The following is a 17,259-nucleotide window of genomic DNA, read 5'->3' on the forward strand; positions in this document are numbered from 1 at the left end:
AGTCGAATTTGGTGTCGTCCGGAACGATACGAAGCAGGCGCAACGGCAGCTCCCCTTAGATCGGAACGCTCTTGGGACGCCACCAGCGTACCCAATAGGCGACGATGAGCCGCGTCAGCGTGAAGGCGGTGAAAACCGTGGTGAGGATGCCGATGCCGAACGTCACGGCGAAGCCGCGCACCGGGCCCGTGCCGATGTAGAACAGCACGGCGGCGGCGATGAAGGTCGTGATGTTGGAGTCGAGAATCGTCGCCAGCGCGCGCGAGAAGCCCGCATCGATGGCGTTGATCGGCGTGCGCCCCGCCCGCACCTCTTCACGGATGCGTTCGTAGATCAGCACGTTCGAGTCGACCGCGATGCCGACGGTGAGCACGATGCCGGCGATACCGGGCAAGGTCAGCGTGGCGTTGAGCAGCGACAGGATGCCGAAGATCATGGCGACGTTGACCGCCACGGCGATGTTCGCGAACAGGCCGAACAGGCCATAAGTCACGAGCATGAAGATGATGACGAGCGCGGCGCCGACATAGGACGACAGCTTGCCCTTGGCGATCGAATCCTGGCCGAGGCCGGGACCGACGGTGCGCTCCTCGATGATGGTCAGCGGCGCCGGCAGCGCGCCGGCGCGCAACAGAATCGCCAGGTCGTTGGCGCTCTGCACGGTGAAGTTGCCGGAGATCTGCCCGGAGCCGCCAAGAATCGGCTCGCGGATCACCGGCGCCGAGATCACCTCGTTATCGAGCACGATGGCGAAGGGCTTGCCGACGTTCTGCTGCGTCGCCTCGGCGAACTTGCGCGCACCCGACGTGTTGAAGCGGAAGCTGACGATCGGTTCGGAGGTGCGCTGGTCGAAGCCCGGCTGCGCGTCCGTCAGATCGGCGCCGGAGACCAAAACGCGCTTCTCGATCAGATAAGGCGTCTTCGGCTGGCCGGTGCTGCTGTAGAGCAGATCGTCATCCGGCGGCACGCGGCCCTGCGCCTGCTCGGCCGGGATCGAGGTGTCCACCATGCGGAAGTCGAGCTTGGCGGTCTTGCCGAGGAGTTGCTTGAGGCGGGTCGGGTCCTGCAGGCCCGGGACCTGCACCAGGATGCGGTCGGTGCCTTCGCGCTGAATCAAGGGCTCGACGGTGCCAAGCTCGTTGACGCGGCGCTCGATGATCTGGATCGACTGATCGACCGATTGCCGCACGCGCTCGATGATCGCCGGCTCGGTGACGGTGAGCCGGATAAGGTCGTTGTCACGCGTGATGTCGAGGCTGCTCTGGCCGGTCGCGCTCAGGATACCGCCGAGCGGCTGCGACAGTGTGCGCAGCTTGGTCAACGCCTGATCGACGCTGGCGGCATCGCGAACGCGCACTTCCACGCTGTTGCCGCGCACGGCAAGGCCGGTATAGCCGATGCGGCCGTCGCGCAACGTGCGGCGCACGTCGTCACGCAGCGACTCAAGCTTCTCGCGCCGGACGGCCTTGCTGTCGACTTCCAGAAGGATGTGCGAGCCGCCTTGCAGGTCGAGGCCCAGCACGATGTGGCGCTGCGCCCACTTCGGCCAGCTCTCGACAACCGAAGACGGAAAAAAGTTGGGCACGGCAAACAGGCAGACGACGAGCGCCGTCAGAACGATCGCCGCCGCCTTCCACCGGGTAAAATATAACATGACGTCTCGACTTCGATTGAAGAACTACGAGGAAGCCGCTCAGCTCGCCGCGGCATCCTCTTTCACGGGCTCGCCCTTGGAGCGCACGTCGGTGAGCATCTGCCGCATCTGCCGAATCTTCACGCCGTCGGCGATTTCGATCTCGACCTGATCGTCGTCGATCACCTTGGTGACCTTGCCGACGAGACCGCCATTGGTGATGACGGTGTCGCCGCGGCGGACATTCTTGACCATTTCCTGATGCGTCTTCACGCGCTTCTGCTGCGGACGCAGGATCAGGAAGTACATGATCACGAAGATCAGGACGAATGGCAGGAGCGACATGATCATGCCGCCCTCGCCGCCGGCGCCCCCGAACAGCGATCCCTGGGCAAAAGCGGGCGTCGTAAACATCGTTGGAGATCCTCGTTCCGGTTCTGGCCGTGCCGCGCCGGCCGGGCCTAAAACCCGCCGCCACCGCCTAAATTTGCGCGGGACTATAACCGCCGCCCGGTCAAAAGCAACGCCGCACGGCCCTGCCAAAGCCGCCGATTGGGGCCTTTTCCAGGCGCCCTTGCCGTCCACACCCCCCGCCCGCTAAGAGCAGCGTCATTCTCGAAAGAATGTCCCCATGGCCAAGTCGAAATCCTCCAAATCGAAGCCTAAAGCGGCGCCCAAGGCGTCCGCCAAGCAATCCGCCAAGACGTCCGCCAAGCCTGCCAGCAATGGCAAAGCCGATGCTCTGGCCAGCGCCGACGTGCTCGAGCGCATCGCCAACGCCCTCGAGCGGCTGGCGCCGAAGGCGAAGGCACTGCCCGACCTCGCTGCCGCCGATGCCTTCATCTGGCACCCGGACGGCCGGCTCGCGCCGGTGCCGCGCGTCAACCGCGTCGAGATGTCGCTCTTAAAAGGCGTCGATCGCGTGCGCGACACGCTCATTGAGAACACCGAGCGTTTCGCCAAGGGGCTGCCGGCCAACAACGCGTTGCTGTGGGGCGCGCGCGGCATGGGCAAGTCGTCGCTGGTGAAGGCGTCGCACGCCACGGTGAATGCGCAACTGGCGGGAGGCCGCAATGACGGGCCGCTCAAGCTCGTCGAGATTCATCGCGAGGACATCGAGAGCCTGCCCGAGCTGATGGCGCTGATGCGCGGCTCGCGCTATCGCTTCATCGTCTTCTGCGACGACCTCTCCTTCGACGCCGACGACACGAGCTACAAATCGCTCAAGGCCGTGCTCGAAGGCGGCATCGAAGGCCGCCCCGACAACGTGATCTTCTACGCGACGTCGAATCGGCGCCACCTGCTCTCGCGCGACATGATCGAGAACGAGCGCTCGACCGGAATCAATCCGGGCGAAGCGGTCGAGGAAAAGGTGTCGCTGTCGGATCGTTTCGGCCTGTGGCTCGGTTTCCACCGCTGCAGCCAGGACGAATACCTGGCGATGATCGACAGCTACGTCACGCACTACAAGATCAAGGCGGACGCCGAAGAACTGCGTCGCGACGCGCTCGAATGGTCGACGACCCGCGGCTCACGCTCGGGCCGCGTCGCTTGGCAGTTCATCCAGGACCTCGCCGGCCGGCTGGGCGTGGCTTTGAGCTGAGCCAGTATTTCCGCTGTGCCGGATTTGGCCGCGTCATTGCGGCTACGTCCGGCGCAGGCCGGCGGAGCCCGATCGCACGATTTCACGGGCAACCTGCATGACCGTACGGCAGGCCAGCGTCATGGTGCCATGGCGCGACATGGCCAGCGCGATGTGACGCGTGATGACCGGATCGACAAGCTTGGCGGACTGAAGCCGACACTCGTGCGACGCGCCGCTCACGGCGTAAGGCCCGAGCAGCGCGTACATGCCGCCCTCGGAGACGATCTGAGTTTGCAGGCGCAGCGAGTCCGCCTCCAGCGCGACATTGAGCGAGAAGCCATGCTGGCCGCTGACCTGTTCAAGGTAATTGCGCCAGCTGCTCGGGCGGCAGAACAGCACCAGCGGCAGATTGTTCAGCGCCGAAAACGGGACGGTCGGTCGCGCGGTTAATGGGTCGCCGGCCGCACTGACGAGATAGGTCGACGTTTCGACCAGATAGACGTCGCCACCCTTCGGCTCGCCGCTGGTGCGGTAAAGGATGGCCAGATCGACGGTGCCGTCCTCGAGCCAGGTTTCCAGCTGCGACCCTTGCCCTTCCCGCACCGCGAGCTGAATGAGCGGGTATTGCTCCTTCAGCCGCTTGTAGAGCGTACTGACAAGCGGATGCGCCGTGGAGGGCAGACTGCCCAAACGCACCTTGCCGATCGGCGTGCCGGCTGACGCGCGTACATCGCTCGCCAACTGTTCGGTGCTGGCCATCCAGGCGCGGACCTGCGGCGCAATCCGCTGGCCGAGCTCGGTGAGGGCCACGCCGCGACCGGTACGCTGAAACAGCCGGCCACCGCACTCCTGCTCCAGTTCGCTGATGCGCCGGCTGATGTGCGGCTGGCTGGTGCCATAGGCCAGCGCGACCTTGCTGAGGCTGCCGAGTTCGGCGGCATCGACGAACAGCTTCCAGGCGGCGTAATCCACGGGCGATCTCCAGCTATATCATATTAAGTATAGCTGAAATATCCGCTCTGAGTCTTCAGATATGAGTTGGCTTCGGCCTAGGGTTTTGGCGACCGATCCGCGGACCGCCATCCGGCCGTCCACGCGGACGATCCGCAAAGACCATTCCAACGGAGGAAACCCACATGGAAGCGCTGGATCTCAGAGGCCTCGTCCCCGCCCCCGTCACCCCCTTCACCCGCGACGGCGACGTCGACCACGCCGCCATCCAGCGGCTAGGCTCCTGGCTCGGCAGCTTCGAGGGCGTCAAAGGCCTGGTCGTGCTCGGGCACGCCGGCGAAGGCACGTTCATGAGCCCAGACGAGCAGTGCGCGGTTATTGAGAGCTTCGTCAAATCGGTCGACGGCAAGATCCCGGTCATCGCCGGTATCACGCTCGAAGGCACGAAGGTCGCGGCGCTCGAAGCAAAGCGCGCGGTCAAGGCCGGCGCCGAGGCAGGCCTCGTTTATCCGTCGCACGGCTGGTTGCGCTTCGGCTATCAGAAGGGCGCGCCGCAAGATCGCTATCGCGCCATCTATCAAGAGAGCGGTCTGCCGCTCATTCTCTTCCAATACCCCGACGCCACCAAGGCGACCTATAATCTCGAAACCCAGCTCGATATTGCCGCCCAGCCCGGCGTGTTCGCGATGAAGAACGGCGTGCGTAATATGCGCCGTTGGGACACTGAAATCCCGGTGGTCCGTCGCGAGCGACCGAATCTCCAGCTTCTCACCTGCCACGACGAATATCTGCTGCACACGATGTTCGACGTTGACGGTGCGCTGGTCGGCTACGGCAGTCTGACCCCGGAGCCGCTCATCGAGATGATCGCCGCCGGAAAGGCCAAGGACTATGCGAAAGCCCGCGCCATCCATGACAAGCTGCTGCCGGTGACACGCACCGTCTACCATCGCGGCTCGCACATGGAAGGTACCGTGGCGCTGAAGCACGGACTCGTTGCGCGCGGCATCCTCGAGCACGCGACCGTTCGCTCGCCGCTGCTGCCGCTCCCGCCCGGCGCGGAGGTCGAAATCGCCGATGCGCTCCGATCGGCCGGTCTTGTCGGCCGGTCGGCGGCGCGCGCCGCCTAAAGCTATCGCGACAAAACGGCGGAGCGGAAAATCCGCTCCGCCGAAGCAACAATAAAGTCATGGGAGGAAGATGATGCCTGCACGCAATGCAGATCGTTCGTTCGCACGCGCGATGGGCTCGCCGATTGCGCGCCGTCGATTCTTACTGTCGTCCATTGCAGCGGCTTCCGCCGCACTCGTGACGGCCCCGAGCTTCGCACAACCACGAAAACTTCCCGATCGCCCCATTCGCCTCATCGTGCCGTTCGCAGCCGGCGGCGGTGTCGATGTCTTCGCACGTCTGCTGGCCGAAGAACTGCGACAGAAAAACGGGCTTACGGTGGTCGTCGAGAACAGGCCCGGCGCAAACGGCTCCATTGGCGCACATCAGACACTCAACGCCGAGCCCGACGGCACGACGCTGCTGTTCTCGGCCGGAACGCATGTCATGGCGCAGCAGGTCATGAAGAGCGCGCCATACGATCCGATCGCCGACTTCACCTCCATCGCTCGCGTTGGCGAAGCACCGATGCTGCTGGTGGCATCGCCGAAGATCGCGGCAAATACGATCGCGGAGTTGATCGCGGAAGCACGCAAGGGCCAGGACAAATGGACCTTTGGCACCTCCGCGCTCGGCGCGCCCGGCCATCTGGCCGAGCTCGATTTCAACCGGCTTGCAGGTCTCAATCTGCTGATCAACCCCTATCGCGGCACGGCACCGGCGTTGAATGACGTCGCCGGCGGCCACATCCAACTGCTGATCGATCCGGTTCTTGCCTTGTTGCCTCTGGCCAGAGCCAAGCAGGTCAAAGGCCTCGCCGTCACGACAGCGAAGCGGACGGCACTGGCGCCGGAAATCCCGACCATGGCCGAGAGCGGCCTCAATGGAATGGATCACTCGTCCTGGTACGGCGTGTGGGGGCCGAAGAAATTGCCCGCTGACTTAACCGCGGACCTAAACGGGGCGATCAACGAAGCCGTTCGCACGCTCGACGGCGAAGGCAAGCTCACCAAGATCGGCGTCGCCGCCGTGACCGAAACGCCGCCGCAGTTCGAAGCGTTCGCGCGAAGTTATCGCGATCGCAATGCCGATTTGCTCAAGGCGGCGAACTTCCAAGCGATCTGAACGCCCAAAAGCATTACGGCCTGGCAACAAGGCCAGGCCGTAATCAATCGCGTCAGCGGCGCGCGTTTTAGATGTTGCCGAGATATTTCGTCGGGTCGACCGGGGTCGAGCCCTTGCGGATCTCGAAATGCAACTGCGGCGAGGTCACGTTGCCGGTCTGGCCGGCATGGGCGATCGTCTGCCCACGCTTGACGCTGTCGCCGCGCTTCACGAGCAGCTGGCTCGCATTGGCATACGCGGACACAAAGCCGTTCGAGTGACGCACGAGCACGAGATTGCCATAGCCCTTGAGCTCGTTGCCGGCATAAGCGACCACGCCATCCTCGGCGGCCTTCACCGGCGTGCCTTCCGGCACGGCGAGATTGATGCCGTCATTGGTGCCGCCATTGGCACTCTGACCGAAGCCGGCAATGATGCGGCCCTTCACCGGCCAGCGGAACGATGGCATCGCGCCCGTCGCTTCCGCCTGCTTCACAACGCTTTCAGCCGCCGGCGCTTCGGTGGCAATGCGCGCCGTTTCCACGGGCACGGTCTGGACCTTGGCGACGGCCGGCGCGGCAACGCGCGGCGGCTGTGCGGCCGGTTGCGCCGGCTGCGGCCAAGCGGGCGTCGCGGACGCCACCTGCGTGGCCGGTTGTTGCACCGGCGCGGGCCGCTGCATTGCGGCCTGGGTGCGCGCGGCGCCCGGAATGGTCACGCGGTCGCCCATGGCCACCTTGTGATAGACCGGCACGTGATTGGCCTTCGCCAACGTCGACAGCGGCACGTTGTAGCGGCGCGACAAGCCGATGAGGCTCTCACCCGGCTGCACGACATGAACCTGATCGCCGGCGGCGACGCGCGGCGCGACGGGGGCCGGCGCCGGAGCGGGCTGAACGGCCGCAACATGTGATTGGACGGGCGCGGACGGCGCCTGCGCCGTGGCGCCGTTCACATAACGCGGAATCACGAGACGCTGGCCCGGGCGCACGGCCGTCGGGCTCGAAACGTTGTTGGTCTGCATGATGGCCGAGGCCGGCACGCCATACCGGCGGGCGATGGTCTCGACCGTCTCGCCGCGGCCGACCGTGACCGGCCGTCCGCCGTCCCAGGTCCAATGACCGGCCGGCGGCGGCGGCGCTGGCGGCGGCGCCTGCACGGAGCCCGTGACGTCGCTCGCGACCGGTGCACTCGGCCGGTAGGTGCCGAGACCGGCGCTGCCGGAGGCATAACCGCCACCGGAGCCGTAGCTGCTGCCCGAGGCGTAGCCGCCGCCGGACGAGTAGCTCGGGCTCGCGGCGACCGTCGCCGGGCGGCTCGGCGCCGGCAAAGGCTGCGATTCGACGGCCGGCCGATACATGGGCCGGTTGCCGCCGATCGAACCGGTCGTCTCCGACCGTGATGGCGCCTGCCGATTCGAGGCGTAGGGATTGGAGTCAAAACGCGCGGAGTCCGCACAACCGGCGAGACCGATACCGGCCGCCACAAGGACTGCGACACGCGGCCAGACATGCGACCGATAAGGCACGGTGGGGCGCGGCATGTGGTTACTCACTCATACGCATTAACGGTAGAGTTCGAATTAAACAGCCGCGCGTAAAAAAGCCTTTAACGCTACCAAATTGTTAGATAGCCGACGGGCGGAACGACAAATACGTCACAGTTCCCGCGCTTTGCCGGGCAAAAGCGGCACAAAACGCACGGCAATCAGGTCGTGGCGTTCGAGAGTTCCACCCTCGCCTTTGGTCAGCCGCACGATTTGCTGCGGCCCGTTGGGAGACCCGAGCGGTAACACCATGACGCCGCCCTCGGTCAGCTGATCGACCAAAGCCTGAGGCACTGTGCTGCCGGCCGCCGTGACGATAATACGGTCGAAGGGGGCGCGATCAGGCGCACCTTCCAGGCCGTCGCCGACGATCACGTCGACATTGTCGTAACCAAGGGCCGCGAGGCGCTCTTTCGCCTTGTCGGCGAGCGTGCGGTAGCGCTCGATGCTCACCACCTGCTGCGCCAGCCGCGATAGCACCGCCGCCTGGTAACCCGAGCCCGTCCCGACCTCGAGCACCCGGTCCTGCGGCCGCAGGCCGAGCTGCTCGGTCATGTAGGCGACCACATAAGGCTGGCTGATGGTCTGCCCGCAGGCGATCGGGAGGGCCTGATCGACATAGGCATTTCCGACCATGTCCGCGTCGACGAAACGCTCCCGCGGCACTTCGTCCATGGCCCGCAACACGGCCGCATCGCTGATTCCCCGCCGGCGCAAGGTCAACAGGAATTCCATGCGGCCGACGTCCTGGCGATTTCGCGGTCCGTCCGACAAAGTGTGGCCCCTCTTCACGGCTATTTTTATCACGTTGCACACAGGCTAGGATAAATTCGGTTGGAACCGAATGACCTATGTCAGACTTAAATGCGGCATGCGGGGAGCGCGCGATGACCGAAGCCTCGATGGCAAACTTACTGGTAGTCGAGGACGAGTACCTCATCAGGATGTTGCTGGAGGATATGCTGACCGATCTCGGCTACAGCGTAACCGCGGCTGTCGGCACCATTAAGGAAGCGCGCGAGCACGCCTCCACCGGCAACTTCCAAGCGGCCATCCTCGACGTCAATCTCGATGGACAAGAGATATTCCCGGTCGCCGACATCCTCGCCGAACGCGGCCTGCCGTTCGTCTTCGTCACCGGTTACGGCGAAGGCTCCCTGCCCGCGCATTACCGCGCGCGTCCGGCGCTGCAGAAGCCGTTCCAGGCCGAGCGTCTGAAGGAGACGCTGGCCAACATGCTCGCAACGGCGGCTTAGACGTAAGCCACTCACTCGCACGGCATCAAACCCGTCACCCTGAGGTGCGCGCCGAAGGCGCGCCTCGAAAGGCGACGGCCACCGATCTCAGGCTCGCCCGAGATTGGCAGCCGATGTGCCGCGGCCATTCATCCTTCGAGGCTCGCCGCCCACGCGGCTCGCACCTCAGTATGACGGGACCGGGTCAATACATCGTCGCCAGTGACGACACTCAGCTGAACACAGCCGCGAGCTTGGTCATGAACGGCTCGTCGGTGAGATCGAGCCGCAGCGGCGTCACCGAGATTCGGTTCTCGCTCAAGGCCGCGAGATCGCTGCCGGGTGTCGCGCCGGAAACGCCGCCGCGGCCGAACGCGATCCAGTAATAGGGATTGCCGCGCCCGTCCTGGCGGGCGTCGATGCGCAGCAGCTCCTGATCGCGCTTGCCCTGCACGGCGACGGCGATGCCGGCGACCTCCTCCGGCGCGCAATCGGGGAAGTTCACATTCACGAGCACGTCCTTCGGCATGCCGGTTTCGAGCACGCGGCGGATGACGCCGGGCGCGTGCTTGATCGCGCATTCCCAAGGCGGCATGCGTTTGGTCGCGAACGAGTAAGCCTGCGATAGCGCGAACGAGGGAATGCCGAGCACGGTGCCCTCCATCGCGCCGGCGACCGTGCCCGAATAGGTCACGTCCTCGGCCGCGTTGCGGCCGCGGTTCACGCCCGAGAGCACGAGATCCGGCTTCTCCGGCATGATGTGGCGCACGCCCATGATGACGCAGTCGGTCGGCGTGCCGCGCACGGCGAAGTGACGCTCGCTCGCCTCGCGCAAGCGCAACGGATCGTTGAGCGACAGCGAATGCGAGACGCCCGATTGATCGGTCTCGGGCGCAACGACCCATACGTCGTCGGAGAGCGCGCGCGCGATCTCCTCGCAGGCGGCAAGGCCCGGCGCGTGAATGCCGTCGTCGTTGGTGACAAGAATGCGCATCTATTTCCTTACCACTTGCCGTTTCGTCGATCCGTCACCCTGAGGTGCGCGCGAAGCGCGCCTCGAAGGGCGACGGCCAATTCTTTCAAGGTCCCGGCCGTTCATCCTTCGAGGCCCGCCTGCGGCGGGCACCTCAGGATGACGGAGAGAGATTTGATCACTTCACTTTCTCGATCTTCGTCAGGCCGCCCATATAGGGCTTGAGTGCATCCGGCACGACAATCGAGCCGTCTTCCTGTTGATAATTTTCCATCACCGCGATCAGCGCGCGGCCGACGGCGACGCCGGAACCGTTGAGCGTGTGCACGAAGGTCGGCTTGTTGTCCTTGGCCCGATAGCGCGCGTTCATGCGCCGCGCCTGGAAGTCGCCGCACACCGAGCACGAGGAAATCTCGCGGAACATGCCCTGCCCCGGCAGCCACACCTCGATGTCGTAGGTCTTCTGCGAGGCAAAGCCCATGTCGCCGGTGCACAGCGTGACGACACGGTAATGCAGGTCGAGCTTCTTCAGCACCGCTTCGGCGCAAGCGAGCATGCGCTCGTGCTCTTCCCTGGACTTCTCCGGCGCGGTGATCGAGACCAGTTCCACCTTGGTGAATTGGTGCTGGCGGATCATGCCGCGCGTGTCGCGCCCGGCCGCGCCCGCCTCGGCGCGGAAGCACGGCGTCAGCGCGGTGAGCCGCAGCGGCAGTTCGTCTTCGCTGAGGATCGACTCGCGCACGAGATTGGTCAGCGGCACTTCGGCGGTGGGAATCATGCCCCACCGATTGCCCTTCATGTCGCTTGCTGCGGCGTTGTTCGCGAATACTTCGCCGCTCACCGCCCAAAACTGATCGTCCTCAAATTTCGGCAATTGCGCGGTGCCGAACATCACCTCATCGCGCACCAGCAACGGCGGATTGACTTCGGTGTAGCCGTGCTCCTGCGTATGCGTGTCGAGGAAGAATTGCCCGAGTGCGCGCTCGAGCCGCGCCACGCTCTTCTGCAGCACGACGAAACGCGCGCCGGACAATTTGGCGGCGCGCTCGAAGTCCATCTGACCGAGCGCCTCGCCCAGCTCGAAATGCTGCTTCGGCGCGAAGGCATAATCGCGCTTCTCGCCATGGCGCCGGTATTCGACATTGCCGTGCTCGTCGGCACCCTCCGGCACCTCGTCGAGCGGCGTATTGGGAATCCACGCCAGCACCGCGTCGACTTCGGCCGCCAGCTTCTTCGCCTCGTCCTCGAGCGCCGGCATCGTCGTCTTGAGCTCGGCGACCTCGGCCATCAGCGCGGCAGCGCGCGCCTCGTCCTTGGCTTTCTTCGCCTCGCCGACTTCCTTGGAGGCGGCGTTGCGGCGCGCCTGCGCCTGCTCGAAGGCGGTGATCGCGGCGCGGCGCTTCTCGTCCAGCGCCAGGAGGAATTTCGACGAGAAACGCTCCTTCTCGTCAGGCTTCAGGTTGGGCCGGCGCGCCATGCCCCGGTCGAAAGCCTCGGGGTTCTCACGGATCGATTTGATGTCGTACATGGCAGGCGCCCATTGTCATGGCCGGGCTAGTCCCGGCCACCCACGTCATTTCTGCTTGGAAATATCCAAGGGTGGATGCCCGGCATAAAGCCGGGCATGACGGAGTCAAGCCCGGCCTGGGGCGCCGTGCCGGACGCTCGAATTCGGGCTCAGGACGCCAGGGCGACGCTCAGGAAGGACTGCAGCTCGGCGGGCACATCGTCCCGCTTGGCAACGATCTCGGCCAGCTTCCTGTCCTTGCTGGCGGCGCTCACGAGGCAGGCAAAGCCGAACTCGGAAATCTCGGCCCCCTCGTTGGTCAGCACCTTCTGCTTCACGGCACTGTCGCCGCGATCGACCAGCACGTCGGTGACGATCGCGTTGATGTGGCGGCGGTTGGCAATCGCCATCAGGTGGTTCTGGCTCTTGGTCTTGGCGATGCCGATGAGATCGTTGTCGGTGAGGACATTCGACTTTTCGAGGATCGGCCCGGAGACCGCGATATCGTCGCTCGCCGAAAGCTGGGCGACGGTGTCGGCCGGCGCCGCATCCATGGCGGCGAGGCGGCCGCTGAGATCGATGAGGTCGCGTGAGGAAACGTTCTGCGCGAGCCGCTTGATCACGACGTCGAACACTTCACGCTGCTCGGCCGTGTAGATCGGCGCGTTCGACAGGAACAGGTTGGCGACCTGGCGCAGCATCTCGATATGACGAGTCCGCGACACGGTGCGCAGCACGCCGTTGAGTTCGGAAAGCAGTACTTCGGCTTCCCCGGTCATCGCACACTTCCTACTTAGCCGCGCACCAAAATCTCACCGGGTCCGCGGACGTCCCAGACATATGCATACAGGCCAATCCCCCAACGAAAAATTAAACGGCGAGCGCGCCGTTAACAGCGTCAACAAATCGATAATGTAGATTGTCAATCTTGAGCCAGTTGCGAACGCCGCAACCGCTCAGTTCGCCGGCGTTTCCGCCGCGCTTGCGGCTTTCGCCGCCGCCTCGGCCCGCGCCTTGCGTTCGACCATGCGCACCGACCAGATCGAGCCCTCGTAGAGCAGCAGCAGCGGCACGGCGAGCGACATCTGGCTGATCACATCGGGCGGCGTCAGCACCGCGGCGAGCACGAAGGCGCCGACGATGAAATAGCGCCGTTTGCTCTTGAGCTGATCGGACGTGATGATGCCGATGCGGCCGAGCAGCGTGAGGATCACCGGCAGCTGGAAGGCCACGCCGAAGGCCAGCACCAGCGACATCATCAGCGAGAGATACTCGCCGACCTTCGGCATCAGCGCGATGGAGGCCTCCGTCGCGGTGCCCGCCTGCTGCATGCCGAGCGAGAAACGCACCAGCATCGGCAGCACGAGGAAATAGACGACCGCCGCGCCGAGCGCGAAGAAGAACGGCGTCGCGATCAAGTACGGCAGGAAAGCGCGCCGCTCATGCCGGTAAAGACCGGGCGCGACGAACATGTAGATCTGGCTCGCCACGATCGGGAACGACAGGAAGGCCGCGCCGAACATTGCCAGCTTGAGCTGCGTGACGAAATATTCGAGCAGCGCGGTGTAGATGAACTTGGAGTTCTCCGGACCGGCGATCCAGACGAAAGGCCAGACGAGGATGTTGTAGATGTCCTTGGCGAAGACGAAGCAGATCGCGAAGGCGACGCCGAATCCGAGCAGCGCCTTGATGAGCCGCGAGCGCAGCTCGATCAGGTGCTCCATCAACGGCGCTTTGGTCGCCTCGATGTCCTCGTGCGTCATACCCCGCCTCCCGCGCTCTTGGCCGGTGGCGGCTCGGTCGCGGCTTCGGGCGAGAAATCGGCGCTCGTCACGGGCGCCGGAGGATCAGGCAGCGGCACGTCGACATGCTGCTCGGCCGGTGCCGGCAACGCGCTCTCCGGCCCGGTCGTCGGCGTTGCTTCCGGCGGCGTGGCTTCGGGTGGTGTGGCTTCGGAAGGCGTTTCGGTGTGCGTCGAAGGGGGCGATGTATCGGCGAGCGGATCGTAATGCGCGAAGCTCGAGACCGAGCTCTTGATGTCCTCGGCTTCCTTGCGCAGGTCGGCGACCTCGGCTTCGCGCAGAGCTTCCTGGAACTGGCTCTGGAATTCCGCCGACATGCGGCGGATTTTGCCCATCCACTGGCCGAGCGAACGGAGCACGCCCGGCAGCTCCTTCGGGCCGATCGCGACTAGCGCAACGACGCCGATGACGACGAGCTCGCCCCACCCGATATCGAACATGGATTAGCTCAACTTCCCCCGCGGCACACATAACGCCGCGGCGTCGGCCCTAACGCGCCCCCGCGAACCGCTCTCGCTTTAGGAGCGCACACCTTCGGCGCGGCGCTCGGTTTCGGTCTTCGGCGGGGCACCCGCAGTCTCGATGCTCTTCGGCGGCTCGGCCTTCGGCGTGTCGTCTTCGGCCATGCCCTTCTTGAAGGCTTTGATGCCACCGGCAACGTCGCCCATCAGATCGGAAATCTTGCCCCGGCCGAACAGCAGGAGCACGACCACGATGACGATCATCCAGTGCCAGATACTCAGCGAACCCATCGGCTAACCCTCCGCAAGACGCTTCATGAAGCGCGCCCCGCCTGTTTTTCGCTTTAGAAACTAGGCCCCGGACACGGCAAAAACAAGGACTTCCGGATGACGGATTGTCGCCCGGATCGTCCTAACTGGTGGAATTTACCGTGATTTCGGCGCTGAACGCGTCCAAAGCCGGACCAGGACGCGTTACTTCCCGCCCTCGTCTTCGCTTGGCGCCTCGTCGGCGGCTTCGTCGTCCGAAGATGCTTCGTCGGACACCGCTTGGGAGGCCTCGTCGGCTGCCTCGTCCTCTACCTCGAGGACCGCTTCGTCCTCGACCTCAAGAACCGCTTCGGCCTCGACTTCGAGCACCGCTTCGGCGTCCACCTCGAGCACCGCTTCGGCCTCGGCAGTATCGTCGGCGGCGGTCTCCGCCTCCGCGCCAGCCTCGCCTTCCGCGTTCTCGACCGCCGGCGCCAGCGCCAGGTCGAGATCGCCCGGCTCGAGCGGGTCCTCGTCGTCTCGCAGCGTCGAATCGTCGGACGGGACCGGCACCGCGAAGCCCGTCGGCAGGCCGCCTTCGAGCAGGCCCGCGCCCTTGAGTTCCTCGAGGCCCGGCAGGTCGCTGACCTCCTCCAGACCGAAATGCGTCAGGAACTCGTCCGTGGTGCCGTAGGTGATCGGCCGGCCCGGCACCTTGCGGCGCCCGCGCGGGCGGATCCAGCCGGTCTTGAGCAGCACGTCGAGCGTGCCGCCGGCCGTCTGCACGCCGCGGATCTCTTCGATCTCGGCGCGCGTCACGGGCTGGTGATAGGCGATGATCGCCAAGGTCTCGATCGCCGCGCGCGACAGCTTGCGGCTCTCCACCGTGTGCTTGGTCAGCAGCCACGAGAGATCGGAAGCCGTGCGGAACATCCACTTGCGGCCGATGCGCACGAGATTGACGCCACGCGTCGCGTATTCCGTCTCGAGAAGCGCGAGCATCTCCTTGACGTTCACGTCGTTCGGCAACTGCTTGGCGAGCGTCGCTTCGTCGAGTGGCTCGGCGGCGGCAAACAGCAGCGCCTCCAGAAGACGGAGCGCTTCGGGACGCGCCTGCGGCTCGGTCGGTTGCTCGGCCATAGGCTGCGCCGCCGGCTCATCAGCGTGAACGACCTCGAGCTTTGGAGCTGCACTCGGCATCGACAACGTCTCCTTGTACGTCTTCTTTTGTAACGGCGCCGGCTTTACGCGTCACGCGCGATGGGGCCGCCGTTCACAGCAACTCGCTTGCGCATAAAGATTGGCGAGAACGAGTCCTTCTGGTGGATCTCGGCGACGCCTTCGCGCACCAACTCCAGCGCGGATGCGAAAGACGAGGCAAACACCGTCGCCGCCTGCGTCGGCTCCACCACGTAACTGATGAGGAACTGATCGATGCGCGACCAGTCGGTCGACGTGCCGATCATCCGCTCGAGCGTCGCGCGCGCTTCGGCGAGCGACCACACATTGCGCTTCTTGAAACGCACGCGCGACAGCGCGGTGCGCTGGCGCTGCACGGCGTAAGCCGACAGCAGATCGTAGAGCGTCGCCGTCCATTCCGGCTGCTTCACTTCGGCGATCGGCTCCGGCGCGCCGCGCGGATAGACATCGCGGCCGAGCTGCGGCCGCTCCATCAGCTTGTTGGCGGCTTCGCGGATCGCTTCGAGGCGGCGCAACCGGTTGGCCAAAGCCAGCGCCATGTCCTCGGCGCTCGGCCCCTCGCCCGGCGCCGCTTCCGGCAACAGCAGACGCGATTTCAGATAAGCGAGCCACGCCGCCATCACGAGATAGTCGGCGGCCAGTTCGAGCCGCAGCTTACGCGCCGCTTCGACGAAACCGAGATACTGGTCCGCGAGCGCCAGGATCGAGATCTTGGCAAGATCGACCTTCTGCTGACGCGCGAGCACCAGGAGCAGATCGAGCGGCCCTTCATAGCCTTCGACGTCGACGATCATCGCCGGTTCGGCGTCGCTGCGATCGGTCTCGAGGGCGGGAAACTCGGCGGCACTCATGAGGTCATCCGTTCCTGGGCGTTGCCGCCGATCATCTCGTTGAAGATCTTGCGCGCGGCGGCAATGTCGAACTCTTCCGGCGCGCTGCGCGCCATGAGCGCCGCGTCGGCGCGCCGCGCCGCATCGCCCGACAGCAAAGGCGCGACCGATGCGACCTGCATCATCTCGTCGAGCTTGCCGTTGCAGTGCAGGACGATGTCGCAGCCGGCCGCAAGCGAGGCGCTGCTGCGCTCCGCAATGCTGCCCGACAGGGCGTTCATCGACACATCGTCACTCATCAGCAGGCCCCGGAACCCGATGAAGCCGCGAATCACTTGTTGCACCATTGTGACCGAAGTTGTGGCCGGATCGATGGGGTCGATCGCGCTAAACACAACATGTGCGGTCATACCGAGCGGCAATCCCGCCAGGGGCCGGAAGGCCGCGAAATCCGTCGCTTCCAGAGTTCCACGGTCGGTATCCACCACCGGCAGCTTGTGGTGGCTGTCGGCCGTCGCGCGGCCATGTCCGGGCAGATGCTTGAGCACCGGCAGGACGCCGCCGGCCATCAGGCCCTGCGCCACCGCCGCGGCGATCGAGGCGACCTTGCCCGGCTCGGTGCCATAGGCCCGGTCGCCGATGACCGGGTCGCCGCCGGACACGGGAACGTCCGCGATCGGCAGGCAGTCGACGTCGATTCCCACCGCCCGCAGGTCGGCCGCGATCAGATGCCCTGCCAATTTGGCGGCGGCGAGGCCAGAGGCCGGATCGCGGTCATAGAGTTCGCCGTAGCGCGCGCCGGGCGGATAGGCCGGCCAGTGCGGCGGGCCAAGCCGCTGCACCCGGCCGCCCTCCTGATCGACCAGAACCGGCGCTTCCCATCCGACCACGTCGCGGAAAGCACTCGTAAGATCAATTAGTTGCTCAGGCGTGCTGATGTTGCGCTTAAAGACGATCAGCCCCCAAGGAGCCGCCTCGCGAAGAAAGGCGCGCTCATTGGCGGAAATCGTGAGACCGGCCAGACCGGTGATGAATGCGCGCGCCGTCATCGACGCGAATTAGCCCGCGCCGAA

General features: G+C 65.2%; 18 protein-coding genes. 4 read left to right on the forward strand and 14 right to left on the reverse strand.

The annotated features are described in order from the left end of the window. Nucleotides 1-55: 55 nt before the first annotated feature. Both secD and yajC read right to left on the reverse strand, forming a co-directional pair. Nucleotides 56-1,654 (reverse strand): protein translocase subunit SecD, encoded by a 1,599-nt coding sequence (gene secD / locus DW352_RS06015; protein WP_115689449.1) that lies wholly within the window; start codon nucleotides 1,652-1,654, stop codon nucleotides 56-58. A gap of 39 nt (nucleotides 1,655-1,693) precedes the next feature. Beyond that, nucleotides 1,694-2,047, reverse strand: coding sequence for a preprotein translocase subunit YajC (gene yajC, locus DW352_RS06020; RefSeq protein ID WP_115689451.1), 354 nt, complete (start codon nucleotides 2,045-2,047; stop codon nucleotides 1,694-1,696). 217 nt (nucleotides 2,048-2,264) lie between these two features. Here yajC and DW352_RS06025 point away from each other — a divergent pair, with 217 nt between their 5' ends. Further along, nucleotides 2,265-3,236 carry an ATP-binding protein gene (locus DW352_RS06025; RefSeq protein WP_115689453.1) on the forward strand — a complete coding sequence of 324 codons (972 nt, stop codon included), beginning with the start codon at nucleotides 2,265-2,267 and terminating at the stop codon, nucleotides 3,234-3,236. A gap of 42 nt (nucleotides 3,237-3,278) precedes the next feature. Here the strand turns inward: DW352_RS06025 and DW352_RS06030 are convergent, their stop codons facing one another. Further along, nucleotides 3,279-4,190, reverse strand: a complete 912-nt coding sequence (locus tag DW352_RS06030) for a LysR family transcriptional regulator (protein ID WP_115689455.1) — start codon at nucleotides 4,188-4,190, stop codon at nucleotides 3,279-3,281. A gap of 164 nt (nucleotides 4,191-4,354) precedes the next feature. Between DW352_RS06030 and DW352_RS06035 the strand changes: the two genes are divergently transcribed. Together DW352_RS06035 and DW352_RS06040 are read left to right on the forward strand one after the other, a co-directional pair. Then, entirely contained in the window at nucleotides 4,355-5,299 is a 945-nt protein-coding gene (locus DW352_RS06035; RefSeq protein ID WP_115689457.1) for a dihydrodipicolinate synthase family protein, read from the forward strand. Between the two features lie 238 nt (nucleotides 5,300-5,537). Then, nucleotides 5,538-6,404 (forward strand): Bug family tripartite tricarboxylate transporter substrate binding protein, encoded by an 867-nt coding sequence (locus DW352_RS06040; RefSeq protein ID WP_162826812.1) that lies wholly within the window; start codon nucleotides 5,538-5,540, stop codon nucleotides 6,402-6,404. Between the two features lie 67 nt (nucleotides 6,405-6,471). Here the strand turns inward: DW352_RS06040 and DW352_RS06045 are convergent, their stop codons facing one another. Further along, nucleotides 6,472-7,926 (reverse strand): LysM peptidoglycan-binding domain-containing M23 family metallopeptidase, encoded by a 1,455-nt coding sequence (locus tag DW352_RS06045; RefSeq protein ID WP_115689461.1) that lies wholly within the window; start codon nucleotides 7,924-7,926, stop codon nucleotides 6,472-6,474. A 114-nt stretch (nucleotides 7,927-8,040) separates the two neighbouring features. Next, nucleotides 8,041-8,703, reverse strand: a complete 663-nt coding sequence (locus tag DW352_RS06050; RefSeq protein ID WP_210209987.1) for a protein-L-isoaspartate(D-aspartate) O-methyltransferase — start codon at nucleotides 8,701-8,703, stop codon at nucleotides 8,041-8,043. A gap of 113 nt (nucleotides 8,704-8,816) precedes the next feature. Between DW352_RS06050 and DW352_RS06055 the strand changes: the two genes are divergently transcribed. Continuing rightward, the gene (locus tag DW352_RS06055; protein WP_115689465.1) at nucleotides 8,817-9,185 is read left to right on the forward strand and encodes a response regulator; all 369 of its coding nucleotides are present in this window, start codon (nucleotides 8,817-8,819) and stop codon (nucleotides 9,183-9,185) included. 211 nt (nucleotides 9,186-9,396) lie between these two features. Here DW352_RS06055 and surE read toward each other — a convergent pair whose 3' ends face one another. The 9 genes from surE to nagZ form a co-directional block, all read right to left on the reverse strand. Then, nucleotides 9,397-10,158, reverse strand: coding sequence for a 5'/3'-nucleotidase SurE (gene surE, locus DW352_RS06060; RefSeq protein ID WP_115689467.1), 762 nt, complete (start codon nucleotides 10,156-10,158; stop codon nucleotides 9,397-9,399). Nucleotides 10,159-10,315: 157 nt separating this feature from the next. Further along, nucleotides 10,316-11,665 carry a serine--tRNA ligase gene (gene serS, locus DW352_RS06065; RefSeq protein WP_115689469.1) on the reverse strand — a complete coding sequence of 450 codons (1,350 nt, stop codon included), beginning with the start codon at nucleotides 11,663-11,665 and terminating at the stop codon, nucleotides 10,316-10,318. Nucleotides 11,666-11,814: 149 nt separating this feature from the next. Then, nucleotides 11,815-12,423, reverse strand: coding sequence for a DUF2336 domain-containing protein (locus tag DW352_RS06070; RefSeq protein WP_115689471.1), 609 nt, complete (start codon nucleotides 12,421-12,423; stop codon nucleotides 11,815-11,817). 177 nt (nucleotides 12,424-12,600) lie between these two features. Further along, on the reverse strand, nucleotides 12,601-13,407 hold the full coding sequence (tatC, locus tag DW352_RS06075; RefSeq protein ID WP_115689473.1) for a twin-arginine translocase subunit TatC: 807 nt from the start codon (nucleotides 13,405-13,407) through the stop codon (nucleotides 12,601-12,603). After that, a complete protein-coding gene (tatB, locus tag DW352_RS06080; RefSeq protein WP_115689475.1) occupies nucleotides 13,404-13,886 on the reverse strand; it encodes a Sec-independent protein translocase protein TatB in 483 nt (160 codons plus the stop codon). The genes tatC and tatB overlap by 4 nt, the downstream gene beginning before the upstream one ends. Before the next feature lie 78 nt (nucleotides 13,887-13,964). Then, complete coding sequence (locus DW352_RS06085; protein ID WP_115689477.1) at nucleotides 13,965-14,198, reverse strand: twin-arginine translocase TatA/TatE family subunit; 234 nt, start codon at nucleotides 14,196-14,198, stop codon at nucleotides 13,965-13,967. 183 nt (nucleotides 14,199-14,381) lie between these two features. After that, nucleotides 14,382-15,296: an SMC-Scp complex subunit ScpB gene (scpB, locus tag DW352_RS06090; protein ID WP_245434455.1), complete on the reverse strand. Its 915-nt coding sequence runs from the start codon at nucleotides 15,294-15,296 to the stop codon at nucleotides 14,382-14,384. Nucleotides 15,297-15,400: 104 nt separating this feature from the next. Continuing rightward, nucleotides 15,401-16,207, reverse strand: coding sequence for a segregation and condensation protein A (locus DW352_RS06095; RefSeq protein ID WP_115689481.1), 807 nt, complete (start codon nucleotides 16,205-16,207; stop codon nucleotides 15,401-15,403). Beyond that, nucleotides 16,204-17,235, reverse strand: a complete 1,032-nt coding sequence (gene nagZ, locus DW352_RS06100) for a beta-N-acetylhexosaminidase (protein ID WP_115689483.1) — start codon at nucleotides 17,233-17,235, stop codon at nucleotides 16,204-16,206. The genes DW352_RS06095 and nagZ overlap by 4 nt, the downstream gene beginning before the upstream one ends. Nucleotides 17,236-17,259 lie beyond the last annotated feature (24 nt).

It is taken from the genome of Pseudolabrys taiwanensis (assembly GCF_003367395.1).
In the GTDB taxonomy this organism is placed as follows: domain Bacteria; phylum Pseudomonadota; class Alphaproteobacteria; order Rhizobiales; family Xanthobacteraceae; genus Pseudolabrys; species Pseudolabrys taiwanensis.